The sequence below is a fragment of the Pseudoalteromonas denitrificans DSM 6059 genome, assembly GCF_900112265.1.
Classification (GTDB): domain Bacteria; phylum Pseudomonadota; class Gammaproteobacteria; order Enterobacterales; family Alteromonadaceae; genus Pseudoalteromonas; species Pseudoalteromonas denitrificans.
The window spans coordinates 82,340-108,768 of the sequence record NZ_FOLO01000012.1 but is presented as its reverse complement, the minus strand read 5'-3'; the positions used below and the strand labels follow the sequence as shown (position 1 = coordinate 108,768).

The window sequence follows — 26,429 nt, the reverse complement described above, 5'->3', positions numbered from 1 at the left end:
CGATAAAGGTTATATCGGCAAAGAGTTAAATGAAAAACTAAAGGAACTCGATGTAGATTTGATTACAACAGTTCGAAAAAACATGAAGTCGAAAGCCATGTCAGCCTTCGATAGAGCCATGTTATCAAAGAGATACATCATTGAAACTATCAATAACCAGTTGAAGAATATATCTCAAATAGAACATAGTCGCCATCGCAGTGAAACAAGTTTCATGCTCAACTTGATATCTGGAATAGTGGCTTATTGCTTAAAGAAACAGAAGCCGTGTATAAAACTATCAGCAGATGTATTTGGTATGATGCCAGACTAATAAATGGCGATGCTTAACCAGATCTCAGGTTAAATAGGTTATTATTTTTGGTTTTCACTTATGTGTTTGCCCATTTTATTAATACTAAGAACCCAAGGTTCTAAACGCTTACCCCATTTTAAATCAACTTTATAACGCGGTTCTTTAATACCACTCCAATCTTTTTGGCTTAAACTATTAAAAATATTTGCATATTCAACAGATATCATTATTTTTTTAATGACAAGTTGCCTTAATAAAAGCGAGTACTGTTTTGTTTTTTTATTGAAATAAGGTTTGGTGAGACCTTTCACTATGAGAATATTCTTTTGATCTGAGAACTGGCTAGCTAATGCTTCATAATCAGCAGCGACATCTACAAAAAATAAACGACTATTGCTTATTTTTTCTCTGTCTAAGCGTGTTTTTAACTTTTCTTTTTTATGCTTATTCGGTTTATTGGATAAACTTTCATATTCTTTTAGTGCAGTTTGGTAGTTTAGTTGTACTTTCCTGAGTTCTGACTCATATAGGTTACCATCAAATTCTAGTGCCCAAAATAACGTTTGAGATTCTGACCAGAATTTATTTTCGCTATTGAAAGGTTCAAAACCTAATTCAACTAATTTTGATTGTGATATTTCAATTTCTTTTGAACTATAAGCATAAGAGTCTTCATTTTTTTTGCTTGGTGTTCGCCAATGTAAATTAAGTGATATTCCTGAATTTTCACCTTTATCATATGAATAAGGAAAGCTTAGCTCACGTTCAGTTAAAGTCAGCTCTGAGCTTGGTTCACCACTTCGATTAAAAACAACACCTGCTAAAACAATCATATTTGTCGTTAAAATGATGAATAGGCCTATAAGTAAATACTTTTTCATAACACAGCTCCTACGTTAACTTTAGTTAAACGAAGCCGTTTAAATATTATTAAAACCAATAAAGAAGATAAAGCTAAAATAAAAAAGAATATATATTTTGGCATCCACTGCCACCACCAATCAAAAAATTTGGTATATAAAAACAAAATAAAAAATACATTTGCGGTATGTGTTACATGATGCCAATGACGCTTTATACCTAAAAAAATCGCACTAATACTCAATCCAAACCCTATGATTTGATAAAAACCTTCAACCATACCTGATGACCAGTTTAAGTAACTTACGCGTCCCCAATTTGATAAAATCAAAATAGGTATAAATACAGATATCATAGCCATAACACGATAAATAACCTCAAAACCTAAGTAGTTCTTATGGGTAATAAATTGAGGCAATAAAAAAATGATCAGTCCAGGAATGAAAAAGTTTTCAGGTCGCTCACCAAAGTTAATCCAGTACATACCACTAAAAGTACCCAGCTTCATTGAAATAAAACAACTAATACTCACCAAAGCAAAAAATAGCATTAATTTAGCATTACAGGCATAAGCAAGTAAAAAGCTAAATGCAGCCCAAATGACAAAAGCATTAGGTGACGGGGTTATATTAAAAATTTGCCCAAGCATAGATAGATTTAATACGAAACAAGACAAACTTGCAAAAGCTGCAATTTTTGAAAAATAAGCATGTTTTTCTTGTTGGGTTAAATATAAGCTTATTAAAAGTAATAATATAGGTGCACAAATCAAAAGGCTTACTTGAGTGAAAGTGCCAATCAGGCCCCAAAATTGATAAAATAAGAAAAAAATGCTTGCCGCCATCGTTAGAGCACCAAATAACGAAGCTATTTTCATTCCCCATGTGAGTTGCTTTGACTCGATGCAAATATCAATCTCATAATGTGAGGATAATTTTTTTTGTAGTGCACTATGGTAATCATTTAATTTTAATTTTTGTGTTTGTGTTAATTGAATTACATCTTCACTTTGTAAAGTATTTAATTCTTTTTTAAATGACTGAATTTGATCAACTCTAGCTTGTGCTTCTAACTGAGAAACCTGTTTCGCATCCACTAATTACTCTCCTTAGTACTTTATTATTTTATATTAAACCTGATATCTCGCTAACCACATAATTACGCTTTCTTTAATTATATTATCAATTTCGTTTTGGGATACTTTAGCAAACCCATAAAGTTTAGGATAAAAAATCAAAGATTTAAGCTAATATATAAACTGTTTTATTGTCAATTCTATATTATCAATCTTGAGCTTATTTGAATGAATGGCTTGATGCAAAAATAATTTCAAATACCTTTGACAACCAACTTCACTAGAGTTACTGATTCTGAAAACATTGGATCAGACTAGGTCATTCATCAATCTTATTAAAGGTATATGGTGAGTTTTGGTTAATCGACCCAGTATTTTCTGAGCGCGCCTCACCATTTTCCTTTATTGGACCAAAACGATTTCATGCTCCCCCTATTTCTTTACATGAATTACCAACAATTAAAGCTGTGCTAATTTCACATAATTACTACGAACATTTAGATAAATCAAGTATTAAAACTTTAGCAAATAAAACCGACAAATTTTATGTGCCATTAGGCGTTAAAGCAGACTTAGCTGCATGGGGAGCCAATAAAAATAAAACAATTTGACTGGTGGCAAGAGTCCAATATAGGCGCTTCACTTATTGCTTTTACACCCACACAACATTTCTCTAGCCGTGGCCTAACTGATGGAAATAAAACTTTATGGGGCTCTTGGGTCATAAAAACAAACAATGAATCGCTTTATTTCAGTGGTGATTCAGGTTATTTCGATGGTTTCAAAAAGATAGGACTAAAATACGGTCCGTTTGATCTTACCATGATAGAAACGGGTACTTATGATAAAGATTGGGCTGATGTTCATATATATGACACCGGAACAAAGTATGCGTGCACATTTAGACTTACAAGGTAAAATAATGATGCCAATTCATAATGGCACTTTTGATTTAGCTTTTCACGCTTGGTATGACCCATTTGAACAAATCACAGCACAAGCAAAATTAAACATGGTAGAATTAACAACGCCAATTATGGGGCAAGTTATCACGGCACAAACTAAAAAAGTTGGAAACCTCTGGTGGCGAAAGTGACACAATCCGGTTAAATAATTAAAGGTGGGCACTTGGCGCCCATCTTTTTTAAACACATAAAACCTAAGGTCGACTTCCAGTCACAATGACAGAGGCTGGAGAAATATTGTGATATTTATCAACAGCAAAAATTTGGTAACTCACATCTCCTTCGGGTGGCCATTCATCAATGAGTTGCGTTGAATTTCTTGTTGTATAATCTTCACCATTACGTTTAATTTTATAATAATCAACCCCAGTATTATCGCTGGATTCATTCCAACTAATATTAAAACCATAAGCACCATCGAAGGTTACTTTAAGATTCTCAGGCTTACTAGGTGCTTGAGAATCTCCAGCCTGTAACGATACTGTATTTGACTCTAAAATAATATTGCCTTGTTCATCCACTGCTATTACAACAAAAAAATAATCAATGCCAAGTTCAAGCCAATCATTATTAAAATGAGTGCCATCTGCATTCGTATGACCAACAAATACATTATCACGAAATATTTTAAAATATTTAATGTCAGAATGTGTAAAACTCCAATTTAATGCGACACCTCTATTTTCAGGTCTGGTCATTGCTGAAATCAAAAACTCAGTTGAGGGGATCTGTGCTGTTATAATATCAGAGCCTTGTGAAATATTGCCTACAGTGTCATGAGCAAAAACCTGGTACGTTACAGCTCCTTGTGGTGGCCAGTCATCTACTAATCTAGTTTCAGTTACATTGGTAAAAGGTTCGCCATTTCGATATATAACATACACATTAACACCACCTGCATCTATTGAAGCAGTCCAATTTAATTCAAAACCATATTGACCATTAAATATTGCGCTTAAACCTGTTACTTGGGTCGGAGCTATAGAGTCTCCTGCCAGTGATGTCAAAATATTTGACTCAGCGATAACATTATCATTACTATCTACCGCTTTAATTTGAAAATGATATTCTCGGTGTAACTCAAGCCAGTCATTATTAAATATGTGTATATCAGCATTAGTATGACCCACAAACACATCATCACGGAATATTTGATAGTATTGAACGCCATCTATCTCAGACCAGCTTAAGGCAACTCCCCAACTATCTAATCTAACTTCACTTGTTAAACTAATACTTCCCACCTGAGGCACGTCAGGTAAATCATCAATTTGAACTTTACCATAATGATGTGTCATACGATCACACCCTTCCCACCAGCACGGATTTGAATCTATAAACGCTAAAGTACTTGCTAATTTAGGTGTTTCATTCATAGGTTGCTGCTGATACTCCTTTAAAGGAAAAGCACCAAAAGCGCCCCATTTTGCCGTACTTTCAAACACCATATATAAAGAACCACCTGCATTTTTCCAATCATGAAAATGTGTATTAAAAGCATCTCCCATTGCTTGAACACGGTTACCCGCTATAAAAATGTTATCGTTTATGCTTGATCTGTCACCTGCTAAATTTCCAGCAAATGTGAGATGCTGGCCGCCTTCATAGGCAGTTAATTTAAGTCCAAAACGATTTGCGAGTAGTTTATTTTGTTCTATGAAACCTTTTGTTTGTAATAAAGCCCCACCAATCGGTGCCTGTACCCAGTCAGGTTCAGTAGGATCATAAGTCAAATCACGCAAAATCCCTGAATTAATTTCATCAAACAGCTTAGTTAATCCAAGTACTCCTTCATCTGCCCACTCTTTTAATAAAGGTACAAATTTATCTTGATATAAATACCCACCAAAATAGGGACCTATGGCTAATGAATCTATATTAACAGCGCAATTTTGACCATTATTTTGCTCAGCCCATAATTTACATTCTAAAATCTGTTCACCTACCCAAACATTACCCCCTTGTGAAGCAACCGTGCACTTAACTCTGTTAGCTTGCTCGGCAAATTCTTGCTTAAATATCTCACACATATCTGAAGTACGTTTACCATAATAATTTAGCCTGAATTCAAAAGAAGATACATTTGCACCAGGCCAAAGTAATCGACCCTGTTGCTCCATCCAGTTTGCATCTTGATTATAGGGATAGGCGTTATTCCAGACTTCGTTACCGAGTTCAATAATCACGTTTAAATGTGTATCCAAAGTATTTTTAACCAAACGGGCATACTGGCGCATATAATCATCATCAACTCTTGCAGGTACATTTAACCAAGGCTCAGCCTGAGTCTTATTTGCTAGGTCGATTGCCAGCTCTAAAGGCGAACCTTCAGGCATAGCCCAGCTAGCAAAGTCAAACTTCGCCCGATCTGACCAAGTATATTGCTCACTCACATTGGTATTCATCATTTGCATAAAACGAATTGAACGGTATTTCTTCATATCTTCTAGAAATAAGGGGTGAAAATTTTGATGGCGATAAATTTGCTCAAAACGATTAAAATCTGATGCCTGTACACAATCGGATGCCTCTTGTGAATAAGCAGTTGGCGCGGTACCACAAATTCCCCCAGGAACAATAATTCGAATATTTCTTAAATGATTACCTGTTTTATGTGGGTCCGTTTGCCTGATCTGTAAATGAAAATGCGCATTTTCATTGAGCTGAACAATATCTCTTCCTTTGGATGATTTATTTGTAATTTTAGTTGCACCATTATAATTTAATTCACCTTCCCCCTCATAAAGCACAACATACTCACCAACGGCGTAATCTTGATTATCTTGATATATAATCGTGCTTACAAAATGAAAATCCGGATCATCTGAGGGCGGTAACGCTTTTGGCCAACCTTGATCATCTAAATCAAGTCTAGATTGATGTCCTGTATTAAATACATAGGTTTGTGCGTTACTGGTTGCCCAAATTTCACCATTACCATTTGAAGCTTGCTTCATCACATCAAGCATCATCCATTGGGTAGACCAATAGCTTAACCCGGTCAGATTAACCCCTAAAGCTGATTTTTCATTCGGACTTATATCTATACTTGAATCATCTTCAACCATTATTTGAATAATGGCTGGCGTGGTGTCTGACAAACCTAAACTATCTGTAACCAAAAATTGAATATCAAACACCCCCACTTGATCAAACAAAATAGATGAACTTGTTAAGCTTGTTTGTACTGGTGCTACCCCATCAAAATCCCATAAATAAGTAAGTGCTTCATCTGAGTCTGGATCACTTGCTAAAGCACTAAAAGTTAAATGACTGCCTTTTGTGATTGTTTGTGTCCCTAACGGTGCAATTATTTCACCATTTGGAGCTTGATTTACCTGTCCGTCATCTGAATAATAATTGCTCACAACCTGCCAAGCTAACGCTTGTAGCTGCTGTGCTAAAACAGAGTCAACATGTATATTTACGCCATTTTTTGCATTAACTTGGTTAGTTAAACCAACTGGCGAGCGTTTAAAAATTGCTGAAAATACCACATTCGCCATAAAATAATTACCAAGATTATTCATATGCACATTATCAGCAAAAATATCTGCCCTTTGACTTAAACCACTTATTTGACCACTTTCAATTTGTAATATAAGTTCTCTCAATGCTAGATTAGCCGGAATAAGCTCAAACTCAGCGTGTCGACCTAAGTCTGCCGAAATTTGTTTTGCCTGAGCAATAATCTCTTCATATTCAGCTAATTCAAAGGCAATTGCATCAGTCCACTCTCCAGTATGATAATCCAATGCCTCCCAACTGGTATAAAAAAAAGCACGACTTTGAGGATCTTTGTTTTTCATTAACTCAAGAAAATTATTTATATGAAGTTGGGGGTGGTTCCATTCATGATTACTGTGTATAGAGTTATTTGCATCCGTCACAATTAACGTATTATAAGCCCCTTGCACTGTTCCTGCTTCAATGGCATCACAAGCAAAAGATTCAGGTGGCCACTGACCAGTAAAAGAGGATTCAGTGCAAAAGTCCCAATTGTATCTTAAAGGAGCCCCATTCATTACCTGCACTGCATTTTGCATTGTTAGGTTTTGCGCATCTTGCGTTAGCTGCTGCAAAATATAGGGCATATCATAATTGATCAAACTATGCCCCACAAAAACAGCTCTGACATCATTTGTTACTGTTGGGCTTGCCAAAATACTATTAGGCATAATTAAAGTAACCAAAACGACAAACACTTTAATAACTAATTTTTTAAACATTGTATGAGATAACATATTCCAATTCCTATTCCATTTAAAAATTGACTACGTGTAATGCGTTACCTCAATAGCCTAGCTTAAAAAACGATTGTATCGCTATGACAGATTGCGCCAATAGTGAACAATTCGAGACATATGAAATATATTTTCTAACATGCCAAACCTCCCTTTAAAAAATCAGCACCCCCTATGTTTAACTGAACAGTTAAACCTATTCAATTGTATTTAAATATTGTTTCGGGGAATGACCTGTCCAACGTTTAAACGCCCTCAAAAAGCAACGATTGTCAGAATAACCTAGTAAAAAAGGCAGTGTCTGCTGAGCACATTCCCCTTGTTTAAGATAAGAAATGGCCATTTCTTTGCGAGTAGAGTCTAAAATAGCTTGATATGTTTTTCCCTCATCACTGAGTTTTCGATTCAAAGTGCGTTTACTCATTTTTAAAGATAAGGCAATCTCTTCAACTGAAAAATGACCGTGGCATAACCTACTTGCAATCATGCTACGGGTTTCAACTACAATATTAGTTCTTGTATCAATTTGACTTAAAATATTATCAGCGTGCTCTTTAATGATTTGATATAAATATTCATTACATTTAGGGTTTTTATAAGACAGAATTTTTACTGGAAAGGTAATGGTATTTTTAGCTTGGTCAAATAATATAGGGCATTCAAAGTGCTTTTTATAGGCCTCACTATGCTCAGGTTTTCGATACTGTAACCCAACTCGTATCGGGTTTACTTTAAAGTGAATGAAAGTGCGGACCCAATTAAGAAAACCGGCAAAAACCCGTTCAATTTCGTAACTATGAAAGTACCCTTCAAGAATTGAATATGTAATTGAGAATTCTTGCGCATTTTTTTCAAATTCAAGACTAATATGATCAGCAAGAATTTTAGTATATTTCAGCTTATTATATACAGCTTGTTGTAAATCTTTACTCGCAGTAAAAGCCAAACCAACAATACCACGATTATAGGGATCCGACTTTGCCCCCATCATTAAACCAATCGCACTAAGGTTTGATAATGACTCCGCGGCTTGCCAAAGTTTCAAGTGAGTGGCTACGGGATATCGACTATCCGACTCTTGCAATTCTTTAAGATTAATGCCTGATTTTGTAAGTAGCTGTTCTTGACTAATACCATAGGAAACAAGTGTATTAAAAAGCTCCCGAGTCGTTTCAATTGCCATTTTAGGGTGAGCTGCCATCATATATAAAAACTACTCTTTTAGTGTGTTAAGCGCTATCGATCTCTTAAGGTAAAATTACAGCCCAGAAACGTCATAAGAACATTAAAAATCAGTTATAGACACCAAGTATTCATCTGTTTATAACCAATAAAATTAACCGAAATACCTTCTCCTTCTTTCGAGTAACAAATTAAACGATTGTCATATTCAGGATATTTAGCCAAAATGGCTTTGTATACTTCTCTAAATTTATTCAGTTCTTTTTTACGATACTGACATTGACATGCAGTGCGTATCTTTTTATCTGTCAAATCATCACACTTGTTAGCTTCAGCATCCATAACGGATAGAGCCTGTTTTCGTATTAATACGACATCTTTAATTTTTTCTTCAGCTTCTACAAAAAGACACTGTGCACTTAAATATTCAGATGTTAAAAGTAAAAATAAAGCAGCTAATCTTTTACTCATATTTAGCCTTGTTTAAATGTGGGCATTAAAAATACATATTACAATTTTAAATATGTAACAGTTTCTATTAACGATACTATTTAGCTGTCATTTCTATCAATTGAGAGACTTCTAATGAACCATTAAGTTTTAAAAAAGGGCAAAATTTTGCAATTGATAATGCAACGTCCATAGATTCAGCTTCAATAATGGTATAACCCGACATAAGTGTCTTACTTTGTGATGATATTGATGTATCAGGGTTTACTGTTTGTGTATTTTTAATCGGGTTCATAGGGCTTATGACACTATCACCTAAAGACAATAACCACTGTTGATATTGAGCAAAATGCTTTTTACCAGCTTCAGCGCTTTCTGGCTGGTCTCCACCCAAATAAATAATAATATATTGAGCCATTGTTTTACTTCCCTTATCAAAATTCAACTTTGTTAAATAATTTTTATTTCATACTCAAATATATAAGATTAGTCTTTTAACAGCGTAATGTAAGGTTAAACTAAATTAGGCTAAGGTTATTTACTGAAATAACATAAATTTTGCTTTAATATATTGTTTTGGTGCAATAATGTTAATTTTTAAAATAAACCTGGGGATTGAGTGAACATAGATAATTGGTCTAAAGTTTTTACCTTAGCATTAGATTTTTCCTCGGTAATTTTATTAGTCATGCTCATATCTTTAGTCAATCTTGGGTTAAAGTGGCTACCTGCACGAAATAAAATCAGTTTGTTTTTAAGTCTTTTTTTAATTGTAAAGTTGATCTCCTTTACATTTTTATTTTTGGATATTGAAACAGCTTTTAAGTTGTATGCCTGTTCATTACCTATTATTTTATTGGTTGGGCCTTTAATGACCGGTTTTACTCAATCAAGCCTTTTAATGCAAAAGAAAACCTTATTAGATATTAAAGATTCTATTTTATTGATCTCAGGTTACGTATTAATTTCACCTTTTCTGATTTACCCCTACCCTGCAACACAATTGCCCATCCATGAACAGCCTAACTTGCTAGCGATTAGCCTTTATACTTTTGTGTTTTTATTTGTAACAACCAGTAGTTACCACTTTATTAGCATGATCATTAAGTTTAAAAAAGGCGCTTTATACTCTGTTGGTTACAATGAACAAAGCTACTTTTGGTTAAAAGGGGTTTGGTGTACTATGACCTTTATTTGGTTATCTTTAATACATAATATGATTTCTGGCATTATTGATATTCCATGGGAAGTGATTCATATCTCTTGGGAGACAATTGATATTTTTACCAGTTTCATTGATATTTCTGTATTATTTAGTTTAACGATACTAACGGTAATGTACTGCAAAAAACCGATAGATACTCCCGCTATAGAAATATGTGAAATTTCTGAAAAATACGAAAAGTCAGCCTTATCAAAAGCGCAAGCTTTGGCAATTTTAAAATCGATAGATATGATTATGCAAACACAGAAGTGCTTCTTAGATAACAGCCTAAATATTGAAAAGTTAGCAAAAAAAATAAATACCCCTTCCCAGTATTTATCACAAACAATTAACCAGTATCGCACAATGAATTTTTATGAGCTTATTGCAAAATATCGCATTGAATACGCAAAAGAAATCTTATTGAATGAACCTGAAAAAACCATATTAGAAGTTGCTATGGGTGCAGGTTTTAATGCCAAAAGTACTTTTAACCAAACATTTAAAAAAATTACAGGTTTAACACCTTCCCAATACAAAAAAGAAACAAAAATATAACACACTGAAAATAAACAACAAAAAAACGTACTAACTTCTAAGCATAGTCGAATAACAATAGTCTTCTCTTTAAAATACCCGCTCAAACCAAAAAAGAGATTAATATTTATGAAAATCCCTCACCTACCAATTATCACTATTTTTTTAACATCTACTCTGTGTGCGTGTGGCGGCTCCAATAGCGTCTCTAAAGCTGAGCCAGTTACAACTAATGCCACAGCACCAACAATCAACCTCAGCGAAAAAAACTATATTAAACGCCTAGATAATTTTAAATTAACAGCTAAAGCTTTTGATGAAAATAATGATATTAAAAGCTATTTTTGGCAACAAACTACAGGGCCTGAAATAGCTAACATCTTAAATGACAATGCACTAAATACTCAGGTGAACTTTCCTAAAATTGCTGGTAAATACACATTTAAATTAACCGTAACAGATTCTCAAAACTTATCATCAAACAAAAGTATTGAAGTAACAGTAACTAATACAGCTTTATTAGATTGGTATGATTGTAATTTACCTTCGATTGAAAACAAAAAAACAGGTGAAGAGTGCTTACATCAAAAGGTGCCTTTACAATGGCAAAACTCATCTTCTACTCAAATAGAAAATTTAATTGTGCGCTATCTTGCGCCACAACAACCCGCAAAAGGAAAAATTTGGATTTTAGATGGCGGCCCAGGTGGTAATGCTAAATGGGCTATGAGAGAAGAAATTCAGCAAAAATTCAATGCCAATGAATGGGATATTTATATTCCTATTCACCGAGGTGTTGAAGGTCCAAATAAATTAAATTGTAGTAATAAAATAAACTTTCCAAGTTTGCAATGTTTTAATGAATTACAAATGCAATATGATAGTAATTTAGCTGCATTCAATACAGAGAATGCGGCGTATGACTTAGCCGATATTATTGGAAAAGTAAGTGAAGCCGGAGAAAAAGACATCGTCTTCGGTGCATCATACGGTACTTTTTTAGCACAAAAATACTTACAACAACACACTGAGTTTTTTGGTGAAGATCAAATTGACGGTATGATTTTAGATAGCAGCGCCCCTTTAGATTTTCAGTCTATTAATATGGGTATCAATTACGACTTTATCGGTGCTAGAGTGCTCAACTTATGCGATGAAAATGTATTTTGCCACCAGCAATTAGGTGGTGATGCAAAGTTATTTCTTGAGCAAACTTATAATAAGTTATCTCTTGGTGAATGTTTTTTTGATGAAGGTAAGACAATGCCTGTTACAGTCAATTTTGCCAAGTCATTACTAGATTCTGCTGTGACTGAGTATATTGATATTGTACCGGGTATTATAAAGATGCTTAATCGGTGCAGTTATAATGATCAGAAGGCCTTGCGTTATGTTCAACCACTACTCAATGAATCACAAACATTAAGCAGTGCACCTTTCTCTACAAGTGATAACCTTTTAGTCACAGCCACTATCAATAGCACCAATATGTTTAGACCCACTATGAGTAAATTAGAATATGAACAACACATTAATCAATTAAAATTTACAAATCTAGATAATCAAGTTTTTTTTGAATTAGCGAAAATATGGCCATTGGAAGCTCAGCCACTAAAAACAACATTACCTGTAACTTCTATTCCTTTGCTTTTACTTAATGGTGGGTTAGATCCTCAATCAACAGATATCATGACACAAAAAGTATTTAACAATTACGCAGGAAATCAAAAAAAATTAGTGGTTTTTCCGGGGTTCTCTCATGGTGTTATTCTAAAAAACAATATCGAAGAGCCTCATTGTGTGGCTAATATCATACAAAAATTCATTGCAAACTCAGATCAAGAGCTTGATAGCCAATGTGCAGCTAAAACTTTGCCTGTTGATGTTGCAGTGAAGAATGATCATACCAAAAATATTTTTGATTCTTTTTTTGGCACCTCATCGCCTTGGTAAGGTAAATACTGATTAAAAGTAAACATATGATGGTTTAAAATGACAAAATAAATATCGGAGTTAATCACTCCGATTCAAATAAGAAGGAAAAGACTTTGACAAAATTAATAGGGTTAATGTCTTTATTGGTTAATATGGTTTTTACCGTAAACGCCAATGAGCAAGTAGAACAGAAAAACATAGAGCGTATTTCAGTAACAGGTACCAGACTCAAAGGTATCGATATTGAATTTTCATCTCCAGTCACAGTGATCACGCGTGAAGATATTGATAATAGTGGTGCTACGCGTTTAGCTGATGTACTTCGAGCAAACACAGTGAATACCTTTGGCTCTCGAAAAGAGTCCGCTGGTGGTATAAAACAAGGGCAGGCAACACTTAATTTAAGAGGTTTAGGAGAGCAACGTACATTAATTTTGATTAACGGTCACCGTATCGCTAACTCTGCTGCAATTCCAGATGCGCAAAATATAAATTTAATTCCATTATCTGCAATTGAGTCTGTTGAAATTTTAAAAGACGGTGCATCATCAATATATGGTGCAGATGCTGTTGGTGGTGTCGTTAATATCATTTTACGGAAAAATATTAATACTCATAATATTAAAATTTCACGGGCGCAAACAAATATAGCTGGAGGAGATGAAAGCTATGTTAGTGTCTATGGTGGTATTACAAATAACGCTAGCAATATCACTTACTCAGCAGAGCATCAAAAAAAATCAGCCATATTTGCACGAGATCATACTTTAACTAAAGAAGGTCTGAGTCGCTACGGCAATCCTGCAAGTTATCGCATTACAAATTTAGACTCCCAAACAGGTTTGGCTTTAACAAAAACCTTTCCGGACGCTAGGTGTCCACAATTATTAAACCAAGCTATCTCACCAGATTCAAAAATTGAAGGCGACTATTGTAAATTCAATTTTGCTAATCACGCTCAACTACAACCTTCTTCACACAGTAATTCAGCCATGATTGATGGCCAATTACAATACAATTCACATACCTCTGTTTTTGCGCATTTGGACTACAGCATAAATGAAACAGACGGCATAGGGGCGCCAACTCCAAGTGCAGGAGGAACTGTATTTTTACCAACAATGTCAGCCAATAACCCTAATAACCCGACACAAAACCAAACTTTAGGATTTGATAAAAATTTTGATGGCATTGATGATATCTTTGTAGCGGGTCCGTTTGATTTAGAACTATTCTATCGCAACATTCATGGCGGTTTAAGAAAAACTGAGAACAGCGATAAAATGTTGAATTTTTATACTGGGGTTTCAGGAGATCTCTCCGATGAGAAACACTATGAATTTATGTCTTTTTTTAACAGCAATCAGTCAAACTCATTAACCAAAGGACTTATGAGACGCGATTTATTACAAGCTGCCATAGATGATGCTAGCTATGATATCTTTGCTATAAATCAGACTACAGATGAAACATTGGCGCGTAGTTTTTCAGTAGATTCAGATTTTAAGGCAAAATATGAGAACTTAGGCAGCCGTTTTACCCTACATACAAATTCCTTTGGTAAAAATAATTCTGAATATGACACTGTATATGGCATAGAATATATAGAACATGACTATTTCAGCCACTATCAAGATGAATTTAGTGATAACGTTATTGATGGTCGAAGCGGTGGTGGTAGTGCAAAAGGAAAACGACAAATATTCTCAATATTTACTGAAACTCAGTACGGTTTCAATAAAAAATTAAATCTAAACTTCTCTGCTCGTTATGATCACTATAGCGATTTTGGTTCAAGTATTAATCCTAAAATTGGCTTAACCTACCGCTATTCTCCCAATATCATTTTTAGAAGCTCAATTGGTACCGGCTTTAGAGCCCCTAGTTTATATGAAATGTTTAGCCAACCTAATCAGACATTTTCGTTTATACGTGATGCAACACCATGTAAAGCAATAGGTGATTTAGATAATAATGGCATAAAAGATACATATCAAGAAGTGAGCACGTTAGCAAATAGCCATCCTTGCCAGCCAGTTAATATAGAAACCATCATTTCAGGAAATAATAAGCTTGAAGCTGAAAAGTCAGGTTCATTTACAAGCGGATTTACCTATGAAGTAGCGGATGATACTCGCTTTCATATGAACTTGTACTATCAATACTTTGACAATGAAATTAGCCTATTAAGCAATGAAGATATACTCGAACGTGAAGGCAATCTTAATGACGCTAATAAAATTATCCGTGATGAACAAGGTAACCTCACACGCATACTCAAAAGTTACGGTAACTTTTCGGGTTCTAAAACGGCTGGTATGGATATTGAATATGAGCTCATTTTTCAAACTCAAGCTTATGGATTATTCAAATGGTCAACAGAAGTAACAGGTGTATTATTTCATAAAGTTGAAATTATTCCAGGGCAAGGCTTTGATGATATTAATGGTAATTTAGGTAATACAGAGAGTCGTCTTAATACCTCTATAAGATGGCATTTTAATGACTGGAAAACATCATTAAGTTTTGATTTTTTACCAGAAACTAAAGATAATAATATTAAATTAAAATCCACTATACTCGCTAATTTCTATACAAAGTATCAAATAAGTAAAAAAATATCGTCCTCCCTTGGTGTACTCAACTTTTTCAACACAGACCCTCCAAGTAATCAAGCATTAGGGTGGCCATATTATATTGCGGATACATCATTTATTCAGGGGCGGACTTTCTATATGGATTTATCTTATACATTTTAATAAGCGATGATTAAAATTTGATAAGGTGTCGACTGGCGACACCTTGACTTATTATATCTTACGCAGTGACAAGTTTAGGATTTGAACCAAAATCATTTTCAGTTTCTTTACCTTCTTGAACCATAAAGAAAAGAAGAACCAAAGCACCAACAATAGGTACTAAACCAATTAAAAGCCACCAACCAGAGCGATCAGTATCATGTAATCGTCGAACAGAAACAGCAATACCAGGTAATAGAACAGCTAAACTATATAAGCCCCCTACGATACCACCGCTTCCTATAATTCCTTCAACAAAACCTATGACAAACGCAACGATAAAATTGAACAACATAAACATCCAATATTCTTTACGTCTTGCTCTGCCTGAAAACTCAGCATATTTTTTTAAAACATCTAAATACCATTCCATTTTCTTTCTCCATGTTAATCCCCGGTTAAATAAACAAGGCAGTCGGGAACTTTACCGCCTAGATATATTTGTATTAACTTTTAATTTTGCGGGTTAGCTTTTGTAAACAAACACCTTATTTTATTTATTAAAACAAAATCAAAAAATTAACATATGAAACATTAACATAGTTTCCCTTACTTTAGATAGTCGTAAATTAATTTTTAAATTGCTTATAAAAAACACATAAAATTTAAAAGCTGAGGCTATTAATCCAGAGGTTTTATCATTGAGGAGTTGTGTTGAATCTAAAGTAATGCAATGCCCAGCTGGAACGCCAAAAAGATTATGTACCCGTACTTTTCCATTAGATTGAAGTCTCATTACTCTGAAATAAGCTAAGCCATTATCCTCAATGTCTATTTCATATGTATTATCTGATTTTTTATTAATCTGCGTATAAAAGCCTAAATTGTTACGACGTTCAATTTTTCCATTTTGACTATCTAAATAATCTTTTAATTACACTTCATAACCCAACATAAACTGTGCTTCATTTTATCAATCAGAACAAGGTCAGTATCAATGTTAGCAGCAAGGTAAACTGTAAATTTTAATTCTGGTATCTCTAATGCTGAAATCAGCTTTTTTTCATCATAACCTTTCAGAAGTGCCATTTCTTTTAATAAATCAAGATCAACAATAAAACTGTCAATTTTTTCAGCATATAATAGGTTTAATAATTTCGGTAACTCACTTACCACGATGAAATTTTTATTTTTTTCAAAGCCGTGTTTTAACAAGTAAGTGTGTGTCGCATCGCCTCGCATGACACCTATTTTATATCTTTTAACATCCTCAAGTTTTGAAATTTTAATATTTTTTTTATGACTTAATTTTACCCAACTTAAATTTAAAGTTAAAATTTCACCTATCCAAATAAAATGATTTTCCCGCTCTACCGTTCTAACTAATGGGTAAATAAATATATTTTTTCCATTTAACGCTTTTTGATATGCTCGTGCCCAAGGATAAATACTTATCTTTGCAGGCATCTGTGCGTGTTCCAGTACTTTTTTAATGATACGAGTTGTTTTTCCTGATATTTCACCATCTTTAATGTACTGTAAAGGTGGTGCATTTTCAGTTACAAAATTAAGCTCTATGGCCGTTACATTTGTAACTATCAACACAAAAAACAATGTAAAATTAAACATACCAATGCTCAAATATTGACGGTAAATTAAGAATAGCAGCTAGAAAATAAATGAATATTTAAAATAGCGCAGTAGTGATACAAATAGGATAGTAATGACAAACAAAAAACAACTAGCGTCATTAGCTCAAACCATCTCAATTTAACTTTGTCGATATACGCCATCATTAATTCAATTGCTTCTTTTTATGCAACCTACTACAGGCCAACGCTGCATAAAAACAAGTCAAAGCGATGACGATGTCTTTATTACAGTTTACACATGGTAATTTTGATGTAAAACAAAATGCAAAAGCCATTACTTTAACACTCAATCATACAGATATTAGTCCCGCACTTATAAAGTCTGCCATATTAGAAGATAAAAACACGCGCTATGACAATACTGCAAGTTTTTATGCCGCCTGTTGTTTTAAAAACCAAAAGGTAAAGTCTAATACTGATAAAATAAACATTCTGTCCCAGATTGCTTCTATTAGCTTTCTAGTCACAAATACTATTTTATCAGGACACTCTTCACAAAAATTTTTAAGTATCAATCAAAGCGATAATAAACCCAGCTTTTGGAATAAATTAAATAATGCTCGTTGGGATTTGGAATTAAAAATTTGGAATTGTTCGATGTTAGATGAGTGCTACAGTACAGAAAAAAATGGCACCATAACCCCAATTAAACAATGCCCTTAAATAAAGCTATGACTAAATTACAAAATAATTGATTTGTTACGAGATTTTTCAAACCTGTAAATCAGATTGATTCTATCAATAAAGCCCAGTAATCTAAATTATCAGCTACTGAAAAAGTTTATTATGACACTATATAAAAAGCTCGGTCTTAAAATTTTAGGTTTAATGATAGCCTCAACATCTTATGCAATATTTGCTCAACAAAATGAACATAGTACGTTGCCTCCACCTAGAAAACTGACAAGTATTCAAGTCAAAGTTGCACAAGCTAATTATCAAAAATATTGTTCATTATGTCATGGAGAAGACCGCCAAGGTCATGTAAATGATCACGCCCCTTCATTGCGCAGCAAAAGTCTATTTGAGTCTGGTGTACCACACGCTATTTTAAGGCCTATGTCATATGGTCGAAAAGGCACCGCTATGGGCGGATATCTGGATGAAGTTGGTGGTCCTATGACCTTAGATGAAACATGGGATTTAACATATTGGTTATTTGAACAAGCTGGCGTTGAACGCCTAAGGCTATCAACTAACCCTGTGCAAGGAGATGTTAAGCGAGGCGAACATGTTTATCAAAAAAATTGCGCAACTTGTCATGGCACAAATGGGGAAGGCGTGACAGCACCTGCATTAGGTAATCAGTCAGCGCTCGCTCACAATACAGATGAATTTATTCGTCACGCCATTCAAAATGGTCGACAAGATACACCTATGCCAGCTTTTAAGGATAAACTACCAGCAGCTGACATAGATAATATAACGGCTTTTTTAAGAAGCAAAGCCAGTGGATGGAAGTTAGAAAAAACTGTACTTAAAGCTTTACCCACACCTGATAAATATGTAATAAATCAACAAGGTGAAGATCCAAACTTTAAGCTAACGAATGGCATGTATGTTTCTTCAGATGACCTAAATAGCGCTTTAAATGCAAATAAAAGAATGGTGTTACTTGATACGCGTGTTCCGTCTGTTTGGCAAACTGCGCATATAGCTGGCTCTATTCCATTTCCCTATTATGCAGATTTAGATGAAACCGTTGCTGGTATTCCAAAAGATGTGCAAATTATTGCATATTGCTCATGCCCACGCGCAGCCGCAGAGCATACAATTAATAAACTAAGAAAACGTGGCTACACGCGCACAGCTGTATTGTGGGAAGGCATTTTTGGCTGGATGAAAATTGGCTATCCAGTAATGCGTGGAGATATTGTAGGAATATAATATTAAACGCAACTAAATTAATACACCGAAAGCCCATATAAGGCTCTAGAAATTAGGGGCAATGGGTTTTTTATTCATATTAGTTAATAACCTAAAAATAAATAATTCATATGTACATTTATTTTATATATCGATTTATTACCAGCTCCATTTCACCTGAAGTTTTTAATTTATCTAGCGCTAAATCCATTTGTTTTATAAAGTCATTCTTTGAAGAAAGTTTAATATAATTTTTAGCATAACCAATATATGCATTTTGGCTCATAATCAAATAAGACTCTTTAATATCATTAAAGTTTAAGCTTGAGTTTTGTGTTTTCATTTTTTGAAATTGCCACAGTGTCGATAATTTATCATTGAGATAACAATCGATTCTATTTGATATTAATTTAAATATGTTTGCTTGTGTATTTTTATTTTCCCAAACTTTAACCGTACCAATTTTTTTTGCATAGGTTAATTTATCACCTAAAATTAAAAATCCAGCGTTAATGCCAATGTTTAATTTTGGTTTTATGCTTTCGCCATTTAGATATGGATTTATATTTATATTTTTATTACAAAATGCGATTACATGTTCAGTCATTAAAGGTTTTGAATAAGGAAAAATAAAAGGCCTTGCTGTTAAATGCTTATATGGGGGCAAGATACCTAATGCATTACCTAATTTAGTTTCTAAAAGCGCCCTTTTCCATGGCATTGGGATCAATTCAAGTTTATATTCAGTGCTTAAACTCTTTGCTGCAAGCCTGACTATTTCAACATAAATTCCCCTCAATTCATTATTGATAGTATAAGTATATGGGGGATATGCATCATCAACTAAGATAGTGACAACAGGTATTTTTAAGTCCTCAGCAGAAGTCGTACCTTGGCTTAAGATACAGAATACAAAAATAAAAAATTGTTGTATGTTTCTAAATTTCATATTCGTCAATATGAATTTAGTAAGACCATTTTCTCGTGAGATCATATCGAAATCCGATTGACCATGAAGAGAAATTGTCAGTAAAATCATAGTCTCTATACAGGTACTCTAAGTGAAACCGTAAAGCGTTCGTGGGTAACCACTCAAAAGTCGCGTTATATCCTGAATGATCTTGACTCTTGCTCAACTGATAACCATCAGAAAAATCAAAATAACCTAATTTAACTTTATAATTTGATAAAATTTGATATGCCGCCGACAAGTCAAAAGTATGACCTTCCCGCTCAAATTGATTGTTCATTAGTTTATATGTTTTATCTTGATAACTGGCAGCAAGATATAGATTTTCAAATGAATACGCTAGTGAGGCTGCATAAATTTCATTTTCTCCCTCTTTTATATCAGCTTGATTTGTATCTTCATTTAAATAAGTAACTGCACCATGTAATCCAGCATAATCATAACTGACACCTAGATTAAATAAGTCACTATTATTATCTCCTTTATCACCATTAAATTGCGCAACAGCCATCCAAGTTAAATTTTGAACTTTTAATTGGTAAGTTAATAAGTTATCGACAAAAAATATACTCTCAGGATCATATGAAAACGGGCTATTGCCATGATTAAAAATATCGACATATTCAGCAATAAATAAATATTGTGTAGGCCTTTGTTTACCAATTCCTATTCTTCCTATTGGGCTATTCAGAGCAACATAAACTTGCCTTGCTTTTCCAAAGTCACCATTATTTGAAAGATCAATACCCCATTCCCCTTGAAGTTCCGCGCTCCAACTCCCATTAAATTTACTTACCGCTTTAATACCTGCATGTGAAAGCGCATCTTTAACATCCCAGTTATTTTCATTACTCTCATTGATATAGCCAAATGTTGGGCGAAGCGTCGCGTACAATTTTACACTTTCAGCTGTTTTAGCAGGTGAATTGTTTAATTTTTTAAGCTTATGGATTTTATCTTTTTTTACTTGTGCCTTTTCTAAAGCTTCAATTTTTTTTTCTAAAATGAGCAATTGTGATTTTAAATCAGATAAAGCTGCTCTCTCATCCGCGATACAATTATTGATAAACATCAACAAAAAACAAAAAACAAAAAAATAATTTTTTAAATATTGCATGTAATTATCTGCTTGTAATTTTATATTTTGTTAAGTATAGACTATATTATTCTCATGCTTATAAAGTTAACCTTAAGTAAGGTCATAAATGAAAATTAGAACAAAGTTTTCAGTTGCATCAGGTATCGTCGTATTTATTATTATTTCATTATTATCATTTTCAACCTATATTTTAGTCAATAAAACTCTTGAAGAAAAAACCCGTTCTTATGTGCAAGATAGCGCTTCATTACTTGCAAAAAATATCGATAATTGGTTAGAAGGTAAAAGTTCACAAATAAACTTAATTAAAAGTATTATTGAAGAAAACTTTTCAAAAAAAAATTATCAAACAGGATTAGATAATCAAGCTCTAAAAAATGACTTTTTATTAATGTTTGGTACATTAGCAACTGAAACTCACCTACGTTCAAACAACCCTAATAGACAAAATCCACCAGGCGTGAATTTTCAAGATAAACCTTGGTACAAACTTGCAAAGTCTCAAAAAGAAGTTATTTTTACTGCGCCCTATTTTGATGCTGCAACACAAGAGCTATTACTTTCAATTGTCGCCCCAGTAATCGACAGTAATAATTTTAAAGGGGTCATAGGGGGAGATTTGAGCTTAGATACGATTGCTAAAAGTTTAAATACGATTAATTTTGACAACACAGGTCTGGCTTTTATAACCGACTCTAATGGTAATATCATTAGCCATCCTAACGCAAAACTAAATAATAAAAATACTAAATCAATCTATAAACAATCACCTGATAATAATTCTAAATTGATAACAATAGAGCATCAGGGTGTTACTAAACTTATTTATTTTTATCCATTAGCAAGAAAACCTGGAATGAATTGGTATTTAGGGATAGTGCTAGATAAAAGTAAAGTCTATCAATCCTTATCAGATCTCACCTGGCGCACATTTTTATTTGCAATAATTAGTATCGCCTTATGTATATTTATATTAAGGAAATTAGTCAAAAACTTATTAACCCCTTTAAATGAATTAGAAAATGCCATTGCAAATATTGCTTCCGGCGGTGGCGACTTAACACAAAGACTTACAGTAAAAAATGATGATGAATGTGGTGCCGTAGCCAATAATTTTAATGTTTTTCTTACGACTATGCAGCAACTGATAACGGATATAAAGCACAAAGCAAGTTTAGTCGTTAATAATAGTGATACGACAAAACAACTTTCAACTGAATCGAGTGAGCAACTGAACCATCAAGCTAGTTTAGTTGAATGTTTAGCGACTGCGATGAATCAAATGAGTGCAACTTCATCTGATATTGCATCTAGTGCCCAAGATGCCGCGAATTCGATCACTGCAGTTAATCAACAAGCTGATGATGGCAAGGACTTATTTACGAATACCAGCCATAATGTTGAGCAGCTATCTCAAAGCATTGCTTCCACTCACTTGTTAAGTAATCAGCTAGCAGAATATAGTGCCAATATTGAGCAAATACTGTCGGTGATCAATAGTGTTGCAGAGCAAACAAACCTACTTGCACTTAATGCTGCGATAGAAGCAGCTCGAGCAGGTGAGCAAGGAAGAGGTTTTGCAGTTGTTGCCGATGAAGTTAGAACCTTAGCTTCGAGAACACAAGAAGCTACGACTGAAATAAAAACAATGATAGATCAAATACAAGCGTCATCCAACCAAGTACAAACTGCAATGAATGACAGTAAAATTAAAGCTGATGCATGTGTTTCTGATACTGAAATAGCGACCCAAACCTTAGAAAAAATATCTTTCGCCGTGAAAGATATTATGGATCGAAATATTCAGATTGCCGCAGCTATCGAAGAGCAAAGTGTTGTAATAGAAGATATAAATGTTAATACCACAAAAATTAATGATATTAGCAGTCAAGTTTCGGACTTTTCACAAACACAATTTCAATGTAATGAACAATTAGTAAATGAAGTGAATCAGCAAGAAACTTTATTAGAAAAATTTATTGTTTAAAGTTTAAATAATCACTTAATACAAATGCATAATCTAAAAATGAGATGGCATATAACATTCAAATAAAGCCATGAATATATTTGAATAGTTTTGCAATAAAGTTCCTTTTATTATCCCATTTCCTGCGTTTTCTCCTAAAGTGACTCACGCTATTTATGCTCGATGTTTATTAAGCCTTTAATATCCAAACTAAATTTATTTTGATATATAACCTACTCTATTTTAAAACGTTTTGCATTTTCATCTTCAAAAAAGTCATCAACAGCGGTATCAAATAACCTTGAACTAAGATATTGATGGAAATCAACAACACTGAGTTCCATTTCTACCAATTTACCTCCTAAACCAAGTTTCGAATGCATACCCTTTTGCACTCTTTCACAAATCCATTTATCTTCAGCAAAAAATGCTTCTGTAAATGCTTTACTTTGTTTATCTTCTTTAAACATAGATTTAGGTGATAAAGAACCTGAACAAATTTCACTCTTGCCTTTGCCATCTGGTAATACATGGATCCAAGATAATGAATCATAATTCAATATGGCCACAAATGAAGGTGGTAAAATGATCACTTGGTAATGATTATAAGCTTCAGGGTAACTGCCTCTGAACCATTTCGCTAGTTTTCCAGAAGCATTTTCAGAGGCTCCTCCTGTAATCGTCCACTTGGAAGATCCCGCCACATAATATGATAACTTACTTGGACCTACGGTTTCTAAAGTATCTTTATGTACTTTAAATACATGATAGCCCTCAAGGGCATTTTCCATTGCAAGCTTCCAGTTCGCATCCCAAAATTCAGTCAAACCTGGTGTATACATTTCAAAACGCTCCGGCTTATAAATAGAGGTATAAACTTCAATACCTTTAAGTTTATCCGCTAGAGGTGCTGCGCCTTTATCTAAATTAATGAATAACAAACCGAACCAAGTTTCTAACTTAAACTGAGGCAAACAATGCTGCTCTTTTTTTATTTTCACTTTTCCTGGAAAAGGCGCTCCTTTAAATTCTCCTTTATCATCATATGTCCAAGCGTGATAAGGGCATACTATATTGTTAGCTATATGACCAAAGCCGGTATCTAATAAGGGTGTGCCTCTATGGCGACAATTATTAGACATAGCCTGTAAAGCCCCGTCTTTACCTTTAATAATAACGACAGACTCCCCAGCTAAATCAAATGCAAAATAATCACCTGAGTTTTTCATTGCTTGTTCTGCACATACAAAAATCCATTCTTTATGAAATATCTTCTCAACCTCTAAATTGAATACACTTTCATTTATATATGCCCCAAAAGGCAATGACTTTGCACTATCAAGAGACGCCGAAGCGATTTCTTTATATTGAGATAATAAATGATTCATAACACCCCCTAAAGATTTAATATTGGTATAGAAACTACGTAAACACCACACACGAGACAAATCATTACAATAACCAAAAAATGAGGTTATCAGATAAAGTCTTTAAAGCATTCGGTATAAAAAAATGTTAACTTTGAAACGTAGATGTATCATAGTGCAACATTAAGTGTAAGACAAACTCGTCTCACAAGCTTGTAATTCTCGACAGGTAATAACATGAAAAACAAAATGAATATCAAAGATCCCAGAGCAAGTAGGTCTCGCCAAGCATTACTTGATGCTGGGATCCAAGCTTTTTTACAAAACCCAAATGCCAGCCTAACTGAAGTCGCAACTTTTGCAGGTGTTGGCAGAGCAACACTATATCGTCACTTTGAAACTCGAGAGCAATTAATACAAGAAATGGCTAAGGAATCTCTGATACAAATTGATAAAGCCATGGCCCCTATATATGAGAAAAACCTAAAAGGGTCTTTCGCAATCAAAGCCATGTTTGAAGTGTCTATGCCAGTGGCCGATAGATTTCATTTTTTATTATCACTTTGGAATATTGCTAATGAAGATACAAAAGTAAGAGAAATTTATGATAGACAATTGAACGAAATCAATACTTTAGTAGAGCAAGGCAAGCGAGCAGGTGAGATTAAGTCTGATATGACAACAACTTGGATTGTTACCTTAATTGACTGTTTAATATATGCAGGTTGGTGGTCAATCAAAGATGGACATCTTGATGCAAAATCAGCATCAGAGTTAGCGATAGCATCTTTATTTGGTGGTATTCAAACTTAACTTTAATTAAATAAAATTTTTATCTTTACAACGATATTTTTTTGCGTCAAAACAAAATTGATTACTCTGTTTTTGACGCAAAACACACACAAAGTTGATACTACTACAGTTTAAACAAGAAGCTGCGTAGGTAAACAAATTTCCTGTCGCAATAGCTGTCGACCTTGTTTAGCAGCATTTTTAATAGAAGCAAGATTATTCTTATCGATAAACCCCGAAAATAATTCAAATTCAGCAAGTTTTTCTTTAATAAACAAACGTTGCATGGGAGAAGCAAGCCCTTTACCTCTAAATGCACCTGTTATAAATATATCACTAAATAACAGTCCTTTATAACCCAATTCTTGTGACGCTTCAGCCATAACCATACCAATAACTGTACTTCCTAATAAAGCACAGGCACATAAATTATTATCAACCGCCTCTTCTATTTCATCCTTTTCACTAATAGGCACAATATGCTTCATGTGTGGGTTTTCCTTTAGAAACGCATTATATTCATTTTCATACCAAGGCCAGTCATTTTCTAAATTGAAGGCACGAATACTGAGTTGAGAGTCAGTCTCTAATAATACTTGGTGTTTATCTGCAGCAATGAAACTATCACAGCCAAGACTACCAGGAAGCGCTAGTAATTCTTTTTCAGCACTTGAGTTTGGTTTGGCCCAAACAGAAATATATTTTGCTGTACACCAAGAAAAAGCAGTTATAATACTTGGCATCACTTTTTTTAATATTTCAATATTTAAAACCTGATCACTAAAAACCTCTATTAAAGTTTCATCCGCATCATTTCTACATACCCGAGCTAATATTAATAAACCGTCATTGTATTCAAATACTGTTGGCATCAACATTTCGTCTGTAACAGATTCATCTAAAGCGCGTCTAACTCTCACCGCAGCTAAACTTTGTGCGTCATTTCCCTCATTTAATGCTTCAAGATCAACCATTTCATTTTCTAGGGCTTTAATTATATTTATCTCTTTTAAAGAGTCCAATTGATAAGTATTTAAAACACCTTGCGCAATTTTTTTTAAAACCTCTGGTTTGATATTATTAAGTGGATACTGATTCATAATGACTCCCTTGTTTGATATTAGCTAATTGGGGCTAAATTTAATTAAATCAATACAAGAAATAATAAGTTCAAGTAATTATAAAATCATTGACACATATTATGTCACCTTTGAAAGTTGTGATTGATCAA

20 protein-coding genes and 1 pseudogene are annotated in these 26,429 nt (G+C 33.9%); 9 read left to right on the top strand and 12 right to left on the bottom strand.

The features are described 5' to 3' along the window. Positions 1 to 313: transposase (locus BM088_RS10190; protein WP_143085060.1), on the top strand; the 313-nt coding region annotated here is incomplete at its 5' end. 41 nt (positions 314 to 354) lie between these two features. Here BM088_RS10190 and BM088_RS10185 read toward each other — a convergent pair. Both BM088_RS10185 and BM088_RS10180 read right to left on the bottom strand, forming a co-directional pair. After that, positions 355 to 1,176, bottom strand: coding sequence for a DUF4824 family protein (locus BM088_RS10185; RefSeq protein WP_091983363.1), 822 nt, complete (start codon positions 1,174 to 1,176; stop codon positions 355 to 357). Further along, positions 1,173 to 2,252 carry a DUF2157 domain-containing protein gene (locus tag BM088_RS10180; protein ID WP_091983362.1) on the bottom strand — a complete coding sequence of 360 codons (1,080 nt, stop codon included), beginning with the start codon at positions 2,250 to 2,252 and terminating at the stop codon, positions 1,173 to 1,175. Before BM088_RS10180 ends, BM088_RS10185 begins: the two co-directional genes overlap by 4 nt. A 281-nt stretch (positions 2,253 to 2,533) precedes the next feature. Here BM088_RS10180 and BM088_RS10175 point away from each other — a divergent pair. Then, positions 2,534 to 3,327, top strand: a pseudogene (locus tag BM088_RS10175) (MBL fold metallo-hydrolase); the annotation flags it as partial. 63 nt (positions 3,328 to 3,390) lie between these two features. Here the strand turns inward: BM088_RS10175 and BM088_RS10170 are convergent. From BM088_RS10170 to BM088_RS10155, 4 genes are all read right to left on the bottom strand, one after another. Further along, positions 3,391 to 7,440, bottom strand: coding sequence for a PKD domain-containing protein (locus BM088_RS10170; RefSeq protein WP_091983360.1), 4,050 nt, complete (start codon positions 7,438 to 7,440; stop codon positions 3,391 to 3,393). Between the two features lie 196 nt (positions 7,441 to 7,636). Then, the gene (locus tag BM088_RS10165) at positions 7,637 to 8,644 is read right to left on the bottom strand and encodes an AraC family transcriptional regulator (RefSeq protein WP_091983359.1); all 1,008 of its coding nucleotides are present in this window, start codon (positions 8,642 to 8,644) and stop codon (positions 7,637 to 7,639) included. A 92-nt stretch (positions 8,645 to 8,736) separates the two neighbouring features. After that, positions 8,737 to 9,093, bottom strand: coding sequence for a hypothetical protein (locus tag BM088_RS10160; RefSeq protein ID WP_091983357.1), 357 nt, complete (start codon positions 9,091 to 9,093; stop codon positions 8,737 to 8,739). A gap of 76 nt (positions 9,094 to 9,169) precedes the next feature. Then, on the bottom strand, positions 9,170 to 9,490 hold the full coding sequence (locus tag BM088_RS10155; protein WP_091983356.1) for a YciI family protein: 321 nt from the start codon (positions 9,488 to 9,490) through the stop codon (positions 9,170 to 9,172). Positions 9,491 to 9,691: 201 nt separating this feature from the next. Between BM088_RS10155 and BM088_RS10150 the strand changes: the two genes are divergently transcribed. The 3 genes from BM088_RS10150 (at position 9,692) to BM088_RS10140 (ending at position 15,507) form a co-directional block, all read left to right on the top strand. Continuing rightward, positions 9,692 to 10,834: a helix-turn-helix domain-containing protein gene (locus tag BM088_RS10150; protein WP_091983354.1), complete on the top strand. Its 1,143-nt coding sequence runs from the start codon at positions 9,692 to 9,694 to the stop codon at positions 10,832 to 10,834. Between the two features lie 108 nt (positions 10,835 to 10,942). Next, complete coding sequence (locus BM088_RS10145) at positions 10,943 to 12,766, top strand: alpha/beta fold hydrolase (protein WP_091983352.1); 1,824 nt, start codon at positions 10,943 to 10,945, stop codon at positions 12,764 to 12,766. A gap of 95 nt (positions 12,767 to 12,861) precedes the next feature. Beyond that, on the top strand, positions 12,862 to 15,507 hold the full coding sequence (locus BM088_RS10140; protein ID WP_091983351.1) for a TonB-dependent receptor plug domain-containing protein: 2,646 nt from the start codon (positions 12,862 to 12,864) through the stop codon (positions 15,505 to 15,507). Positions 15,508 to 15,565: 58 nt separating this feature from the next. Here BM088_RS10140 and BM088_RS10135 read toward each other — a convergent pair whose 3' ends face one another. Together BM088_RS10135 and BM088_RS10125 are read right to left on the bottom strand one after the other, a co-directional pair. After that, positions 15,566 to 15,919, bottom strand: coding sequence for a DUF805 domain-containing protein (locus BM088_RS10135; RefSeq protein WP_091983349.1), 354 nt, complete (start codon positions 15,917 to 15,919; stop codon positions 15,566 to 15,568). A gap of 497 nt (positions 15,920 to 16,416) precedes the next feature. Next, positions 16,417 to 17,115 (bottom strand): substrate-binding periplasmic protein, encoded by a 699-nt coding sequence (locus tag BM088_RS10125; protein ID WP_091983346.1) that lies wholly within the window; start codon positions 17,113 to 17,115, stop codon positions 16,417 to 16,419. A gap of 239 nt (positions 17,116 to 17,354) precedes the next feature. Here BM088_RS10125 and BM088_RS10120 point away from each other — a divergent pair, with 239 nt between their 5' ends. Together BM088_RS10120 and BM088_RS10115 are read left to right on the top strand one after the other, a co-directional pair. Next, positions 17,355 to 17,801 carry a hypothetical protein gene (locus BM088_RS10120; protein ID WP_091983345.1) on the top strand — a complete coding sequence of 149 codons (447 nt, stop codon included), beginning with the start codon at positions 17,355 to 17,357 and terminating at the stop codon, positions 17,799 to 17,801. Positions 17,802 to 17,924: 123 nt separating this feature from the next. After that, positions 17,925 to 19,025, top strand: coding sequence for a c-type cytochrome (locus BM088_RS10115; protein ID WP_091983343.1), 1,101 nt, complete (start codon positions 17,925 to 17,927; stop codon positions 19,023 to 19,025). Between the two features lie 118 nt (positions 19,026 to 19,143). Here the strand turns inward: BM088_RS10115 and BM088_RS10110 are convergent, their stop codons facing one another. Both BM088_RS10110 and BM088_RS10105 read right to left on the bottom strand, forming a co-directional pair. Then, on the bottom strand, positions 19,144 to 19,998 hold the full coding sequence (locus BM088_RS10110) for a substrate-binding periplasmic protein (RefSeq protein WP_218156496.1): 855 nt from the start codon (positions 19,996 to 19,998) through the stop codon (positions 19,144 to 19,146). Then, positions 19,970 to 21,046, bottom strand: coding sequence for a porin (locus BM088_RS10105; RefSeq protein WP_091983371.1), 1,077 nt, complete (start codon positions 21,044 to 21,046; stop codon positions 19,970 to 19,972). Before BM088_RS10105 ends, BM088_RS10110 begins: the two co-directional genes overlap by 29 nt. Before the next feature lie 133 nt (positions 21,047 to 21,179). On the opposite strand from BM088_RS10105, the gene BM088_RS10100 reads away from it, so the two are divergent. After that, complete coding sequence (locus tag BM088_RS10100; protein WP_091983340.1) at positions 21,180 to 23,060, top strand: methyl-accepting chemotaxis protein; 1,881 nt, start codon at positions 21,180 to 21,182, stop codon at positions 23,058 to 23,060. Between the two features lie 212 nt (positions 23,061 to 23,272). On the opposite strand, the gene BM088_RS10095 is transcribed toward BM088_RS10100, so the two are convergent. Continuing rightward, complete coding sequence (locus BM088_RS10095; RefSeq protein ID WP_091983338.1) at positions 23,273 to 24,427, bottom strand: aromatic ring-hydroxylating oxygenase subunit alpha; 1,155 nt, start codon at positions 24,425 to 24,427, stop codon at positions 23,273 to 23,275. 216 nt (positions 24,428 to 24,643) lie between these two features. Between BM088_RS10095 and BM088_RS10090 the strand changes: the two genes are divergently transcribed. Then, positions 24,644 to 25,219 (top strand): TetR/AcrR family transcriptional regulator, encoded by a 576-nt coding sequence (locus BM088_RS10090; RefSeq protein ID WP_091983337.1) that lies wholly within the window; start codon positions 24,644 to 24,646, stop codon positions 25,217 to 25,219. Between the two features lie 110 nt (positions 25,220 to 25,329). Here BM088_RS10090 and BM088_RS10085 read toward each other — a convergent pair whose 3' ends face one another. Further along, positions 25,330 to 26,298, bottom strand: coding sequence for a hypothetical protein (locus BM088_RS10085; RefSeq protein ID WP_091983336.1), 969 nt, complete (start codon positions 26,296 to 26,298; stop codon positions 25,330 to 25,332). Positions 26,299 to 26,429 lie beyond the last annotated feature (131 nt).

Coding starts and splice junctions, on each gene's coding strand:
- BM088_RS10110 (WP_218156496.1), bottom strand. CDS start 19,998: ATGATCTCACGAGAAAATGGTCTTACTAAATTCATATTGACGAATATG.
- BM088_RS10115 (WP_091983343.1), top strand. CDS start 17,925: ATGACACTATATAAAAAGCTCGGTCTTAAAATTTTAGGTTTAATGATA.
- BM088_RS10135 (WP_091983349.1), bottom strand. CDS start 15,919: ATGGAATGGTATTTAGATGTTTTAAAAAAATATGCTGAGTTTTCAGGC.
- BM088_RS10125 (WP_091983346.1), bottom strand. CDS start 17,115: ATGTTTAATTTTACATTGTTTTTTGTGTTGATAGTTACAAATGTAACG.
- BM088_RS10155 (WP_091983356.1), bottom strand. CDS start 9,490: ATGGCTCAATATATTATTATTTATTTGGGTGGAGACCAGCCAGAAAGC.
- BM088_RS10145 (WP_091983352.1), top strand. CDS start 10,943: ATGAAAATCCCTCACCTACCAATTATCACTATTTTTTTAACATCTACT.
- BM088_RS10160 (WP_091983357.1), bottom strand. CDS start 9,093: ATGAGTAAAAGATTAGCTGCTTTATTTTTACTTTTAACATCTGAATAT.
- BM088_RS10165 (WP_091983359.1), bottom strand. CDS start 8,644: ATGATGGCAGCTCACCCTAAAATGGCAATTGAAACGACTCGGGAGCTT.
- BM088_RS10105 (WP_091983371.1), bottom strand. CDS start 21,046: ATGTTTATCAATAATTGTATCGCGGATGAGAGAGCAGCTTTATCTGAT.
- BM088_RS10170 (WP_091983360.1), bottom strand. CDS start 7,440: ATGTTATCTCATACAATGTTTAAAAAATTAGTTATTAAAGTGTTTGTC.
- BM088_RS10185 (WP_091983363.1), bottom strand. CDS start 1,176: ATGAAAAAGTATTTACTTATAGGCCTATTCATCATTTTAACGACAAAT.
- BM088_RS10085 (WP_091983336.1), bottom strand. CDS start 26,298: ATGAATCAGTATCCACTTAATAATATCAAACCAGAGGTTTTAAAAAAA.
- BM088_RS10095 (WP_091983338.1), bottom strand. CDS start 24,427: ATGAATCATTTATTATCTCAATATAAAGAAATCGCTTCGGCGTCTCTT.
- BM088_RS10100 (WP_091983340.1), top strand. CDS start 21,180: ATGAAAATTAGAACAAAGTTTTCAGTTGCATCAGGTATCGTCGTATTT.
- BM088_RS10120 (WP_091983345.1), top strand. CDS start 17,355: ATGTCTTTATTACAGTTTACACATGGTAATTTTGATGTAAAACAAAAT.
- BM088_RS10090 (WP_091983337.1), top strand. CDS start 24,644: ATGAAAAACAAAATGAATATCAAAGATCCCAGAGCAAGTAGGTCTCGC.